The 13,357-nt window shown below is 66.9% G+C and carries 9 protein-coding genes; 1 reads left to right on the top strand and 8 read right to left on the bottom strand.

Annotated elements, in window-relative coordinates:
* Window positions 1-74 precede the first annotated feature (74 nt).
* From FHS02_RS07340 to FHS02_RS07305, 8 genes are all read right to left on the bottom strand, one after another.
* A complete protein-coding gene (locus FHS02_RS07340; protein ID WP_137314676.1) occupies window positions 75-3,026 on the bottom strand; it encodes a ribonucleoside-diphosphate reductase subunit alpha in 2,952 nt (983 codons plus the stop codon).
* A gap of 705 nt (window positions 3,027-3,731) precedes the next feature.
* Window positions 3,732-5,252 (bottom strand): sigma-54-dependent transcriptional regulator, encoded by a 1,521-nt coding sequence (locus FHS02_RS07335; protein WP_137314677.1) that lies wholly within the window; start codon window positions 5,250-5,252, stop codon window positions 3,732-3,734.
* On the bottom strand, window positions 5,249-6,964 hold the full coding sequence (locus tag FHS02_RS07330; protein WP_229422233.1) for a sensor histidine kinase: 1,716 nt from the start codon (window positions 6,962-6,964) through the stop codon (window positions 5,249-5,251). Before FHS02_RS07330 ends, FHS02_RS07335 begins: the two co-directional genes overlap by 4 nt.
* Before the next feature lie 34 nt (window positions 6,965-6,998).
* Complete coding sequence (locus FHS02_RS07325) at window positions 6,999-7,268, bottom strand: PP0621 family protein (RefSeq protein ID WP_137314678.1); 270 nt, start codon at window positions 7,266-7,268, stop codon at window positions 6,999-7,001.
* Window positions 7,265-8,068 (bottom strand): cytochrome C assembly family protein, encoded by an 804-nt coding sequence (locus FHS02_RS07320; protein ID WP_137314679.1) that lies wholly within the window; start codon window positions 8,066-8,068, stop codon window positions 7,265-7,267. The genes FHS02_RS07325 and FHS02_RS07320 overlap by 4 nt, the downstream gene beginning before the upstream one ends.
* A gap of 130 nt (window positions 8,069-8,198) precedes the next feature.
* Window positions 8,199-8,996 (bottom strand): ABC transporter ATP-binding protein, encoded by a 798-nt coding sequence (locus tag FHS02_RS07315; protein WP_137317508.1) that lies wholly within the window; start codon window positions 8,994-8,996, stop codon window positions 8,199-8,201.
* 13 nt (window positions 8,997-9,009) lie between these two features.
* A complete protein-coding gene (locus FHS02_RS07310) occupies window positions 9,010-9,831 on the bottom strand; it encodes an ABC transporter permease (protein ID WP_137314680.1) in 822 nt (273 codons plus the stop codon).
* Window positions 9,832-9,840: 9 nt separating this feature from the next.
* A complete protein-coding gene (locus FHS02_RS07305; protein ID WP_137314681.1) occupies window positions 9,841-10,815 on the bottom strand; it encodes an ABC transporter substrate-binding protein in 975 nt (324 codons plus the stop codon).
* 232 nt (window positions 10,816-11,047) lie between these two features.
* Here FHS02_RS07305 and FHS02_RS07300 point away from each other — a divergent pair, with 232 nt between their 5' ends.
* On the top strand, window positions 11,048-13,345 hold the full coding sequence (locus tag FHS02_RS07300; protein WP_137314682.1) for an NHL repeat-containing protein: 2,298 nt from the start codon (window positions 11,048-11,050) through the stop codon (window positions 13,343-13,345).
* Window positions 13,346-13,357: the final 12 nt, after the last annotated feature.

The raw sequence follows: 13,357 nt of genomic DNA, 5'->3' as shown, positions 1-13,357 counted from the left end.
GCTGCCGCGGGTGGTCTTCCTTCTCCGGCTGGCTCAGCGGCAGCCGGAGGGCAGGCAGGCTCGTTGGGCCCTGATTACTGGCAGGCTTCGCACTCTTCAAAGCCCGCATCGCCCGGACGCAGGTAGCAGGCGGCGCCTTCTTCCACTTGCTGCACCGTGGCCGGTGCGCTGTGCGTCGGCACTGCCGGCGCTGCCGATTGCTCGGCTGCCGCGCTCGACGAGCCGATGGCAGCCGGCGACACGGCGTTCAGCGCGCCGGTCTTCGACGTGGATTTCTCCATGTGCGAGGCGGCGATCGTGCGCAGGTAGTACGTGGTCTTCAGGCCGCGCAGCCATGCCAGCTTGTAGGTTTCGTCCAGCTTCTTGCCCGAGGCGCCGGCCATGTAGATGTTCAGCGACTGGGCCTGGTCGATCCACTTCTGGCGGCGCGAGGCGGCTTCCACCAGCCAGCTCGGCGATACTTCGAAGGCCGTCGCGTAGATGTCGCGCAGGTCTTGCGGCACGCGGTCGATCTTGGTCAGCGAACCGTCGAAGTACTTCAGGTCGGCGATCATCACCTCGTCCCACAGGTTGCGTGCCTTCAGGTCGCGCACCAGGTAGGAGTTGATTTCGGTGAACTCGCCGGACAGGTTCGACTTCACGTACAGGTTCTGGAACGTCGGTTCGATGCAGGCCGACACGCCGATGATGTTCGAAATGGTCGCGGTCGGAGCGATCGCCACGCAATTCGAGTTGCGCATGCCGAACTGCTTGATGCGTTCGCGCAGCGGCGTCCAGTCCATCGACGACGACATGTCCTGTTCCAGGTAGCCGCCTCGCTCCTCGGCCAGCAGCTTCACGGAATCCTGCGGCAGGATGCCGCGGTCCCACAGCGAACCCTTGTACGAAGCGTACTGGCCGCGCTCTTCGGCCAGCTCGGTCGACGCGTAGTAGGCGTAGTAGCACACCGCTTCCATCGACGTATCGGCGAAGTTCACCGCTTCCTGCGAAGCGTACGGCACGCGCATCATGTGCAGGCAGTCCTGGAAGCCCATCACGCCCATGCCGACCGGACGGTGGCGCATGTTCGCGTTGCGCGCCTTGTCGACGGCGTAATAGTTGATGTCGATGACGTTGTCCAGCATGCGCATCGCGGTGCGGATCGTCTTTTGCAGTTTCACATGATCCAGCTTGCCTTCTTTCATGTGGGCCGGCAGGTTCACGGAACCCAGGTTGCAGACGGCGATCTCGTCCGGGCCGGTGTTCAGCGTGATCTCGGTGCACAGGTTCGAGCTGTGGACCACGCCCACGTGCTGCTGCGGCGAACGGATGTTGCACGGATCCTTGAACGTGATCCACGGGTGGCCCGTCTCGAACAGCATCGACAGCATCTTGCGCCACAGGTCCAGCGCCTGGATCTTCTTGAAGACGCGGATCTCGCCGCGGGCGGCCGCGGCTTCATAGCCGAGGTAGGCTGCTTCGAATGCTTTACCGACTTTATCGTGCAGGTCCGGCGTTTCGGACGGCGAGAACAGCGTCCACTCGCCCTTTTCCATCACGCGCTTCATGAACATGTCGGGAATCCAGTTCGCCGTGTTCATGTCGTGCGTGCGGCGGCGGTCGTCGCCGGTGTTCTTGCGCAGGTCGAGGAATTCCTCGATGTCCATGTGCCAGGTTTCCAGGTAGGCGCAGACGGCGCCCTTGCGCTTGCCGCCCTGGTTCACGGCCACGGCCGTGTCGTTGACCACTTTCAGGAACGGCACCACGCCCTGCGACTTGCCGTTGGTACCCTTGATGTGGGCGCCCAGTGCGCGCACCGGCGTCCAGTCGTTGCCCAGGCCACCGGCGAATTTCGCCAGCAGCGCGTTTTCCTTGATGGCGTCGTAGATGCCTTCCAGGTCGTCGGACACGGTCGTCAGGTAGCACGACGACAGCTGCGAACGCAGCGTGCCCGAGTTGAACAGCGTCGGCGTTGACGACATGAAGTCGAACGAGGACAGCAGATTGTAGAACTCGATCGCGCGCGCTTCGCGGTTTTCCTCGTTCAGCGCCAGGCCCATCGCCACGCGCATGTAGAACGCCTGCGGCATTTCGATGCGCACGTCGCGGATGTGCAGGAAGTAGCGGTCGTACAGCGTTTGCAGGCCGATGTAGCCGAACTGCAGGTCGCGGTCGGCCACCAGTGCCTTGGCCAGCTTCTGCAGGTCGAACTCGGCCAGCTTCGGATCCAGCAGTTCGGCGGCGATGCCCTTGGCGATGTATTGCGGGAAGTACTCGACATAGGCCGCCGCGGCTTGCGCCTGCGGGGTTTCCTTGCCGAACACTTCGCGGCGGATCACGTGCAGCAGGATGCGGGCGGTCACTTGCGTGTAGGCCGGGTCCTTTTCCATCAGCGCGCGGGCAGCCAGGATGGCGGACTTGTACAGTTCTTCGACGGGCACGCCGTCATACAGGTTGCGGAACGTCTCGGACAGGATCGCGTCGGCATCGACGTGCTTTTCCAGGCCGGAGCAGGCGGCATCGATCAGGTCGCGCACTTCCTGCACCACCAGCGGGCGGCGCTGGCCGTTTTCCGTGACGTGCAGCTGCGGCTCGGCCACGTCGCCGGTGCCGGCGGCGGCCTTCTTGGCGCGGCGCTCTTCCATCTGCTTGGCGCGGTACAGCACGTAGGCCTTGGCCACGTCGTGCTCGCCGGAGCGCATCAGGGCCAGTTCCACCTGGTCCTGCACGTCTTCGATATGGAACGTGCCGCCGGAAGGCTGGCGGCGCACCAGGGCATTCACCACGTTGTTCGTCAGCTGCTCGGCCAGGTCGCGGATGCGCGCGGATGCGGCCGCGGGGCCGCCCTGCTGTGCCTGCACGGCCAGGAAGGCCTTGGTCATCGCGACCTTGATCTTCGACGGCTCGAACGGGGCGACGCCGCCGTTGCGGCGGATGATGCGGTAGTCGCCCATGTCGGCTGCCGTGGTCAGGCCGCTGTCCGGCTGTACTGCGGCCGCTGGAATTTGCTGGGCCGGCTGGGTGGTGATGTCTTGGTTGGATTGCATGTGTGTTCAGCTCCCGATTAAGTGTTCGGAACAAATTCTCTTCGCCACAAAAAAACGGGGTCAAAATGGCAATGCCGCGGCCCTCGAAACAGATGTTCGAATGACTCGCCGGCTGCCGGCTTCAACCCGGTGGCTCATGTGTGATGCCGCCTACGCGCTATCGGAGGAAGGGCCTGTGTCAGGGCAACTTGTCTGCCAAGTTATCGACGCAGTTGGCAACGCAGTTGGCAACACAGTAAGCAACGCAGTTATCAACGTACTTATCAACTGAGTTATCAACCGGGTTATCAACTGATATCGGCAAGTTACCCACCAGGTTATCCACCAAAGCACTAGATTTAGTGCACCACACAATCTATGACACTAATTGTAGTGAGCGCGATAGCGCACGACAAGCGCTACGGCCGGAAATTTTTTGCCAGAATGGCTAATAATTCAGTTGACTTTTAAAGCCCTCGATAAGAACAGGCGTTCTTGCGTGAGCACACGCTAACCTGGGAAATATGCTAGAACCGGGCGCCTGCCTAAGCATTCAGCAGGGTTCATCGCAACACGCGCCAATGTTGGTTTTTTAGTACCCCCATGGCGACTTGCCGGCGCGTGAAGCAACTGGTGTCGGACATTTTTCCGGACGCATCACCCGGAAAATGTGTCGGACACCGGTTCCGATTGGCACGCAAACACCGGTGTCGCGGCACGCCCCGTTCAGCCCTCCGGCTCCTGGATCCCCAGTTTCTGCATCTGGTAGCGCAGCTGCCGGAAACTGATGCCGAGCAGTTGCGCGGCCTGGGTGCGGTTGTACTGCGTCTGGTCGAGGGCGCGCACGATGATCTCCCGCTCCACCCGCTCCAGGTAGGCCGGCAGGTTCGAGGGCAGCACCGACAGGTCGGGCAATGGCGGCATCCGCTCGCCGGCCGGCCCCGGCCCAAGGGCGCCCGGCGGCACCGCGGCCGGGGCCGAAACCGGAGTGGAAACCGGCGTAAGCACCGGGGCCGACGACGCGGCCGACGACGCGGCAGGCGCGGGTGCCGGGGCCGCCGCCTGGGGTTCGGCCAGCCTGGCGCCCTTCAGCGCCAGGTCGGCCACGCCGATCACGCCGTCGTTGGAAAACGCCAGCGCCCGTTCCAGGATGTTTTCCAGCTCGCGCACGTTGCCGGGAAAACTGTAGCCGCGCAGCGCCTCCAGGACGCCCGGCCCCAGCGTGGCCGGCTGTCCGCCCGCGCCGGTCAGCCGGGCCAGGATCGCGCCGGTCAGCACCGGCAGGTCGTCGAGCCGTTCGCGCAGCGGCGGCAGCGACAGCTCGATCACGTTCAGGCGATAGAACAGGTCCTGCCGGAACCGGCCCTGCTCCACGCAGCGCGCCAGGTCCTGGTGGGTGGCGCTGACGATGCGCACGTCCACCGGTTCCTCGGCGGTGGCGCCGATCTTGCGCACGCGCCGCTCCTGGATCGCGCGCAGCAGCTTGACCTGCATCGGCAACGGCAGGTCCGCCACTTCGTCGAGCATCAGCGTGCCGCCGTTGGCGGCCTGGAAGAAGCCGTCGCGCTCGTCCGCCGCGCCGGTGAATGCGCCCTTGCGGTAGCCGAAGAATTCGGCTTCCATCAGCGCCTCGGGGATTGCCCCGCAGTTGACGGCGATGAACGGCTTGTCGGCGCGCGCGCCCTGCGCATGGATCTCGCGGGCGGCCAGTTCCTTGCCGGACCCCGATTCGCCGGTGATCGCGATCGGCGCCATCGAGCGGGCCAGCCGGGCGATCTGCGCCCGCAGCGCCTGCATGGCCGCCGATTGCCCTTTCAGGCGGCTGTCCACCGGCTCCGCGCCCGGCACGGCGGGGCCGGCGGGCACGTTCAGCTTCAATGCCGACTGCACCATCTGGCGCAGCTGGTCGAGCTGCAGCGGCTTCGTCACGTAATCGAAGGCACCGGCCTTCAGTGCCACCACGGCGTTTTCCGCGCTGCCGAAGGCGGTGACCACGGCCACCGGCAGGATGCGGCCGCTGGCGGCGATCTCGCGCACCAGGTCGAGGCCCAGGCCGTCCGGCAGGCGCATGTCCGTCAGCACCAGGTCGTAGTCGTGCGCGGCCAGCAGCGCGCGGGCGCTGGCCAGGTCGGCCGCGCCGTCCACGTCCAGTCCCATCTTGAGCAGCGTGATCTCCAGCAGGTCGCGCAGGTCGTCTTCATCGTCCACCACCAGGACGCGGGGAGAACTGCGGGAGGTGGAACTCATGCTTTATCGTCTCGTGACAGGTGCGCGAACGTGATGACGAACCGGCCGGACGATACCGGCACGGCCACCGGGCCGGCATCGAGGCGGTACTCGTAGTCCAGCATCGCCTCGTTGTTCAGGCACAGCTCCCGCGCCAGGTACAGGCCCAGGCCGGTGCCTTTCGACGAGGTAGTGTAGAACGGTTCGAACAGGTGGGCCCGCACTTCTGTGGAGATGCCGGGGCCGTCGTCCTGCACGTGCAGCTCCGGCGGGCGGCCCTGCAGCCGCACCACGAACAGCCGGATCGACGCCGGCTGCCGGCTGGCATAGCGGATCGCGTTGCCCAGCAGGTTGAGCAGCACTTCGCGCAGGTGCAGCGGGTCGAAGCGCACCGTCACGTCGGCAACCCTGGAGATGTCGAGCACCTGCGGATCGAGCCGGTGGGTCTCGTCGAACTCGGCTTTCAGCTCGGCCACCAGCGCGGCCAGCGCCAGCGGCTCGCCGTGCACGTGCGCCTTGCGCGACAGTTGCAGGATGTCTTCCACCATCCGGTTCACGCGCGCCACGTTGTCGCCGATGATCTTCAGCAGCCGGGCATGCACCGGCGTGTCGAGGTCCTCGGCCAGCAGCGAATTGGCATGGCCGATCGCCGACAGCGGGTTGCGCACCTCGTGCGCGATGCTGGCGGTGAGCCGGCCCATCGACGCCAGCTTCAGCTGCTGCGCCTGGTTTTCGATCGCCGTCACGTCCTGCAGGAAGATCACGTTGCGCTCGGTGCCCAGCTCGATGGTTTCCGCGGCGGCAAAGCGCACTTTCAGGTGCGCGGCCAGGTCGGCGCGCACGCTCCAGGCCGTGGTCAGGTCCTGCAGGGCCGGATCGGTATACGGCTTGATCGTCACGTAGACGGTATGGCGGGCCGGGTCGGCACGCCAGTCCTCGTAGGCTTGCGCGACCGGGTGCAGCGACGGCATCGCGCCCAGCCGCAGGCCCAGCGCGCCGGACAGGCCCAGCATCTGGCGCGCCGCCGGATTGTCGGCCAGCAGTTCGCCATCCGGCCCGACGACGACGATGCCGTCGCCCGCCTGCGACATCACCAGCCGGTTGACGGCCTGCTGCAAGCCGATCTCGATGCCGCGCTGTACCGCCAGCTCTTCCTGCTTGATCAGCCGCGCGGCCATGCGGTTCACCACCAGCACGGCGGCAAAGAAGGCCGCGCCATACAGGCCGGCCTGCAGCAAGGCCTTGTCGCCGTCGCCTTCCAGCGCGCGCCAGGTGCTCTCGGCCAGCATGAACAGCGAGGCCAGCGCGGCCCAGAACAGCGCCAGCACCAGCGGCGCGAGGATCGCGCAGCCGGCCAGCGGGAACAGGTACAGGATCGCCAGCCCGCTGCGCACGCCGCCGCCCGCTGTATACAACAGCGAGATGACGACCAGGTCGCAGGTGATCTGGGACAGCAGCTGCAGCATGAAACGGCGCCGCCACCAGGCAGCGGTAAGCGCGAACAGGATGGCCAGCAGCAGGTACGACGCGCAGGTCTGCGCGTACAGGAAGGCGCCGGTCGATTGCGGGCCGCGGCTGTCGAAGCTCAGGTAGACCAGCAGTACCAGCGCGATGACGACACGCGTGGCGTTCAGCGTTTGCAGCGAGCGCCAGAATGTGTCGCGGGCCGCGGGGGACAGCGCCGGCAGCGGGCTGGCGGCGTTCAGTCCCGTCCTGAAGCGGGAATCGGTCACCGGCGTTGGAGCCGTCGCGCGGACCGCTGCGGCGTCATTTCAATGGCGCATGGGCCGGGCTGCAGTAATCGCGCCCGTTGGCGGGCACGTTTTCCGAGGCCGGGAAATGCACGCCGCAGTGGGCGCAGCGCAGCATGGCCTCGGGCTGCGCCACTTCGCGCGATGCGGACTGCGCTTGCCGCTGCTGCGCGCGCTGCTGCTCCTCCCACTGCTGCTGCTGCCGGCGCTGCGATTGCTTGAGCTTGGAGCGGATGGCGAAATACACCAGCAGCGCGAGCGCCAGCCAGAACAGGATACGTGTCATGCGAAACCTCGGTGTAGCACTACTTCCAGAACAAAACGGCTGCCGACATAGGCCAGCAGCAGCGTGGCGAAGCCCGCCAGCGTGAACGACAGCGCCGTCTTGCCGCGCCAGCCGCGGAAGTGACGGCCGGCCAGCAGCGCCGCGAACAGTATCCACGACAGCAGCGTGAACACGGATTTATGGTCCCATTTCAGCGCCTGGCCGAACAGCTGCTCGGAAAACACGATGCCGGACAGGACGGTAAGGCTGAGCAGCGCGAAGCCGAAGCCGATCAGGCGGAACAGCAGCTTTTCCATCGTCAGCAGCGCCGGCAGCTGGTCCAGCGCGGCGGACAGGAACGTGACCTGCTCGCTGCGGGTATGCAGCCGCGACTCCTGCAATGCCATCAGCACGGCGTGGAACGCGGCGATCGTCAGCGTGCTGTAGGCCAGCGTGGCCACCGCGATGTGCCAGCCGAACATCTGCGAGCGGCCCTCCAGCGCGATCAGCGCGCCCGGGAACAGTGCCTGCAGTGCGCACGCGATGGCGGCGCACGGCATCACCATGCGGCGCAGGCCGTCGAGCGAGAAGTTGCGGTTTTCAATCCAGTAGGCGCCCACCGAGATCCACAGCGCCGACGACAGCATCGCCGCGAAACCGAGCCGCAGCGAGCCGGGCACCACGATATCCATCCACAGGCCGGCGCCATGTACCAGCCAGGCCAGCGCCGTGACGGCGGCAATCGGCCTGGCCTTCGCGGCAGGCAACAGGGCGCACACGATGTACAGCAGCGCGGCTGCGATCAAAAGAATGGTCTGCATCCGCGCAGTTTACACTAACGCGGCCATGCGGGCGGCTGGGCAATATTTCCTGAAAAATGGGGACGGACCCTGTTTTTATGGAAATTTCCTGGAAAACAGGGTCCGTCCCTATTTATTTGTTTCTGGCAGCCTAGTCGACCGCGGCGAGCCGCAGTTCGTCGTGGTGATGCCGCTGCTGCTCTTCCATCACCAGCAGCCCCAGCTCGCGCTTCAGGGCGTTGAAGTCGGCGGCTGCGGGATCGCGCAGCCGCGGCAGGTCGACCAGGATGTCGCGCTTGATCGTGCCGGGCCGGTAGGTCATCACCACGATGCGGTCGGCCAGGTAGATCGCTTCCTCGATCGAGTGCGTGACGAAGATGATCGTCTTGCGCAGTTCGGACCAGATGCGCAGCAGTTCGTCCTGCAGGTTGCGGCGCGTCAGCGCGTCGAGCGCGCCGAACGGTTCGTCCATCAGCATGATCGGCGAATCGAGCGCCAGCACGCGGGCGATGGCGACGCGCTGGCGCATGCCGCCGGAAAGGTCCTTCGGGTAGCGCTGCCGGAAATCCGCCAGCGACAGCATCGCCAGCAGCTTGTCGACGGTGGCGCGGATCTGCCCCTTCGGCTGGCCCTTGATCTGCAGGCCGAAGGCGATGTTGTCCTCGACCGTCATCCACGGGAACAGCGCGTATTCCTGGAACACCATGCCGCGCTCCGGGCCGGGCGCGGCGACCGGCTGGCCGTCGGCCACGATGGTGCCCGTGGAAGGCAGCGCGAAGCCGGCCACCGCGTTCAGCAGCGTCGACTTGCCGCAGCCGGAAGGCCCCAGCAGGCAGACGAACTGGCCGCGCGGGATCGCCAGGTCGATGTCCTGCAACGCCACGACGTCGCGCCCGCCGGTGGCGAACACCTTGCCGACGCCCGAAACAACAATGTGGGGATCGCCCATGCCAGCGCTCATGTCAGGTCTCCAGGCCGCGGTGCCAGCGCAGCAGGTGGTTGTTCAGGCGGTTCACGCCCACGTCGATGGCGAGGCCGATCAGGCCGATGGTGAACATGCCGGCGATGATCTTGTCGGACCAGAAGTATTCGCGCGCCTCGGTGATGCGGAACCCCAGCCCGTTGCTGACGGCGATCATCTCGGCCACGATGACGACGATGAACGCGGTGCCGATGCCGATCCGCACGCCGGACAGGATATACGGCACGGCCGCCGGCAGGATCACGCGCACGAACAGCGTGCCGCCCGAAGCGCCAAGGTTGCGCGCCGCGCGGATATAGATGCCGTCCACCTGCCGCACGCCGGCGATGGTATTCATCAGCACGGGGAAGAACGCGCCCAGCGCGATCAGGAACACGGCGGGCGGGTTGCCGAGGCCGAACCACAGGATCGACAGCGGAATGTAGGCGATCGGCGGGATCGGCCGCAGCAGCTGCACCAGCGGATTGAGCCACGCGTACACCCGCGGGCTGGCGCCCATCGACAGGCCGACCGGCAGCGCCAGCCCGGCGCCGATCAGGAAACCGACCACCACTCTATATAGAGAGCCGAGCGAATCGTGGATCAGCTCTCCGGAAAAGGCCCACGCCAGCCACGATTGCGTGGCCGGGTCGTGCGGCTGCAGCGGCAGCAGGTATTCGACCCACTTCGTCACCACCGCCCACGGCGACGGCAGCACCTGGGGATTCACCCATTCCTGGCTGGAAGCCAGCTGCCATGCGGCGATCACGGCCACCGGCACCACCATGCCGATGCCCGCCTCGCGCCAGTCGATGCGCGCCATGCCGCCTCCCTACCTGATGCCGAGGCTCTTGCGGGCCTGCTCCAGCAGGTCGGTCTTGACCCAGTCCCTGGCCACCGGCGGGCGGCTCATGCGGCCGACGCCCGTCTTGACCATCACGTCCGTCGTGGTCTGGATATGCTCGACCGAGATGTCGTGCACATACGGCGAATTGCCGATCGCGTCCTCGAAATCGTCCTTGGTGATCTGGCCCTTGAACACCACTTCGCGCACGTATTTTTCGGCCACCGCCTTGTTGTCGATGAAGGTCCGCGTGGCTTCGACGAAGCAGCGCATGAATTTCTCGGCCACCGGCCGGCGTTCCTTGTAGAACTTCTCCGTCATCACCATCGTGCGCACCGGCTCGCCGATCGGCGTGTTGTACGGCTTCATGATCTCGTTGCCGAAACCCTTGTTGATGGCCTGCGAGGACTGCGGTTCGGACTGCATCATCGCGTCGATGTTCTTGCCCAGCAGCGCCTGGTTCAGGTCGGCGTAGGCCAGGAGCACCAGGCGCACGTCCTTGCCCGGCTGGTCGGAAGCCGTCAGCCCGGCCTGCTGCAGCTCGGCCAGCAGCAGCACTTCCTGGATGCCGCCGCGCGTGACGCCCACGCGCTTGCCCTTTAGGTCCCTGATCGACTTCATGGCCAGGTCGGCGCGGCCGACGAGTCGCGCGCCGCCCTTGGCGAAGCCGGCCACCACGTAGATCGGTGCGCCGCCGGCGCGCCCGGAGATGGCCGCCTCGGACGCCGTGGCGCCCACATCGAGTTCGCCGGCGATGATCGCCTGCATCACGTCCAGCCCCTTCGCGAACACGTGCTCCTCGACCTTGATGCCGCACTTCGGTGCGATCTCCTTGATATAGGAGACCGCGCCGTAATGGGCGAACTTGAGGTTGCCCAGCCTGACCACGTCCTGCGCCTGGGCGCCGGCGGCGGAAAATATCCCGAGCGCCAGCAATGCCGTTGCGACCGACTTCAGCTTCATTCCCGCTCCTTCGCGTAAGAGAAATGACCAGGGCCGCTTGCCAGCCCTGCCGCCTGCCTGGGCATCATACCGTGCCCGCCCATGGCAAATGGTAGCGACACACTGCCGTGCTGCAATTGCAACAATTGGTAAGCCGTGAGAATGCGCGTATTTTCACGCATGTTGGCTGGCAGATAATACGGCACGCGCGGCCAGGTACAGCGCCGCGGCATAACCAGATAGTGGAGCCTTCATGCAGAAACACACGCTGCGCCGGTTGATCGGCGCCGGTCTTGCCCCCCTGTTTTTCCCGCTGTTCCTGGCCAGTTGCGGCGGCGGCGGCAGCGATGCCCCCGCGCCCACGACGCCTCCGACGCCTCCGGCTCCCCCCGCGCCGACGCTGATAACCACGGCCTACGTCACGCAGACAACGCCCGGCGGCTTCCCGTTCCAGCTTTCCGCCTCTGCCTCGGATGGCAGCGCGGTGACGTGGCAACTCGCTGCGGGCAGTCCCGGCAGCCTGTCCGCGACGACCGGCGGCACCGTCGTGTACACGCCGCCCGCCAGCGGCATCGCGGCACCGACCACGGCGACCGTGACGGCCAGCGCGGGCGGGGTGTCGAAACCGATCCGCATCGGCGTCTACCCGGATCCCGGCACGCCGCGCGTGGAGCTGATTGCCGGATCGCTCGGCAGCCTGGGCGTGCTCGACGGCACGGGCACCGCCGCGCGCTTCGCCCGTATCCGCGACCTGTCTTTCAACGCGCGGGGCGAAGCCATCGTGGCCGACGCCGAGCCAGTCAATGAATCGTACAGCCAGACAGTCGTGCGCCGGGTGACGACACCCGGTGTGGTCACCAGTTCGCGGGCTTACTTCAGCGGCAGCGAGGATGGCGCCCCAGGCACTGCCAGCATCGACGAGGCGCTGTCGCTCGCCCCTGGCCGCGCGGGCGACGTCTATGTACTGGCGCAGGGTGCCGATGCGCGCCGCGTGCGCGTGATTCACGCCGACGAGTCGGTGGGCACGGTGCTCGATGCAGCGCGCACGCCCCAGGACGCGGTGCGCCTCGTTACCGATGCAGCCGGCACGCTGTACGTGGTGGGCCGCCATGGCATCTCGCGCGCGAACAACGGGACAACGACACTGGTGGCAGGCGGCACGGCCGACGCCACGCCCCGCGACGGCACCGGCGCGGCCGCCGTATTCGGCGACGTGATCGACGCGGCGCTGGGCACGGACGGCAGGCTGTACGTGCTGGACCGCTGCGCCGTGCGCGCCGTCGATCCGGCCACCGGCCGCGTGACAACGGTCGCGGGCCGGCTCGACGACACCGGCCGCGTGGCTGCCGTGGTGGACGGCACCGGCACGGCGGCACGCTTCTCGTGGCCGACGTCGCTCACCGCCACGGCGGGCGGCGTGCTGGTGCTCGACAAGGAAGGCAGCGCGCCCGACGAGCAGCGCGTGATCCGGCGCGTGACCGCGGCCGGCGTGGTGACGTCGCTGGCGCGCGTGGCCGATCCAGTGGTTGCCGCCCGGGCCCCCGTGCCGGCTTCGCCCACGCCGCACACGCTGCTGCGGGCGGCACCGGACGGCACGCTGCTGCTGGCCAGCCGCGGCGAGATCTGGCGCGGCACTGCGCAGGGCAATTTCGCGCCGCTGGCCGGACTGGAAGGCGACAGCCTGGCCTCGCGCGATGGCACCGGCGCAGCCGCCCGTTTCGTCCGCCCCCATGCCTTGGCCAACGCGGCGGACGGCACGCTGTACCTGCTGGAAGCGCCCGGCGATTTCTTCGCCGGCAACGCGCCTGAAGTCGTCGGCCTGACCGTGCGCCGGATCGCCACCGACGGCACCGTGACCACGTTCAAGAAGGACGAGTTCGGTTCCGAGGTCGCCACGGGCATCGTCGCCATGCCGGACGGCAGCCTCGTCATCAGCCGCAGGGTGCCGGTCGCCGTGGGCAGGACGACCGCCGGCGGTGCCGTGTACCGCCTGTCGCCGCAGGGCCAGCTGACACTGCTCGCCGGCGCGGCATCGGCGGCGGGCTACGGCAACGAGCAGCGCGACGGCACCGGTGCCGAGGCGCGCTTCACGCGCCCGGTGGCGTACGCGGCGGACCAGGAGGGCAATGTGTACGTTGCCGATGAACTGAACAACTTCACCAACCTGCGCCGCATCACGCCCCAGGGCGTGGTAACTACCCAGAAAGCAGGCGACGGCACGGAATTCCCGCAATATTCCGGGCGGGATGCCTACTGGATGCCGGACGGTGTGGGATACACCGTCGGCAACCGCACCCTGCAGCGTTTCCAGTTCTCCTCCGTGGGTATCTATCCATCCCCCGTTGTCGGCGTATCGGGCCAGCCCGGCCCGCGCCTCGGCACGATCGGCGGCGAGTCGCCGGCTTTGCTGAACCAACCGGTGACGATGGTGCAGCTGGCACCCCGAGTGCTGGTCGTGATCGACGGCGGCGCGGTATTGCGTGTGGTGGTGCCGCCTTGCACGGCAACTGCGACCGAGTGTTCGCGGTTCTCTGTGCCACGGCTCTGGTAGCCGCGGCGCATC

It is taken from the genome of Pseudoduganella umbonata (genome assembly GCF_014192225.1).
GTDB classification, from domain to species: domain Bacteria; phylum Pseudomonadota; class Gammaproteobacteria; order Burkholderiales; family Burkholderiaceae_D; genus Rugamonas; species Rugamonas umbonata.
This window is presented reverse-complemented; position numbering and strand designations above follow the sequence as displayed.

What these genes read in the sequence shown, in the direction of transcription:
- FHS02_RS07340 (WP_137314676.1), bottom strand. Translation starts at nt 3,026, where the DNA reads ATGCAATCCAACCAAGACATCACCACCCAGCCGGCCCAGCAAATTCCA.
- FHS02_RS07335 (WP_137314677.1), bottom strand. Translation starts at nt 5,252, where the DNA reads ATGAGTTCCACCTCCCGCAGTTCTCCCCGCGTCCTGGTGGTGGACGAT.
- FHS02_RS07325 (WP_137314678.1), bottom strand. Translation starts at nt 7,268, where the DNA reads ATGACACGTATCCTGTTCTGGCTGGCGCTCGCGCTGCTGGTGTATTTC.
- FHS02_RS07320 (WP_137314679.1), bottom strand. Translation starts at nt 8,068, where the DNA reads ATGCAGACCATTCTTTTGATCGCAGCCGCGCTGCTGTACATCGTGTGC.
- FHS02_RS07315 (WP_137317508.1), bottom strand. Translation starts at nt 8,996, where the DNA reads ATGGGCGATCCCCACATTGTTGTTTCGGGCGTCGGCAAGGTGTTCGCC.
- FHS02_RS07310 (WP_137314680.1), bottom strand. Translation starts at nt 9,831, where the DNA reads ATGGCGCGCATCGACTGGCGCGAGGCGGGCATCGGCATGGTGGTGCCG.
- FHS02_RS07305 (WP_137314681.1), bottom strand. Translation starts at nt 10,815, where the DNA reads ATGAAGCTGAAGTCGGTCGCAACGGCATTGCTGGCGCTCGGGATATTT.
- FHS02_RS07300 (WP_137314682.1), top strand. Translation starts at nt 11,048, where the DNA reads ATGCAGAAACACACGCTGCGCCGGTTGATCGGCGCCGGTCTTGCCCCC.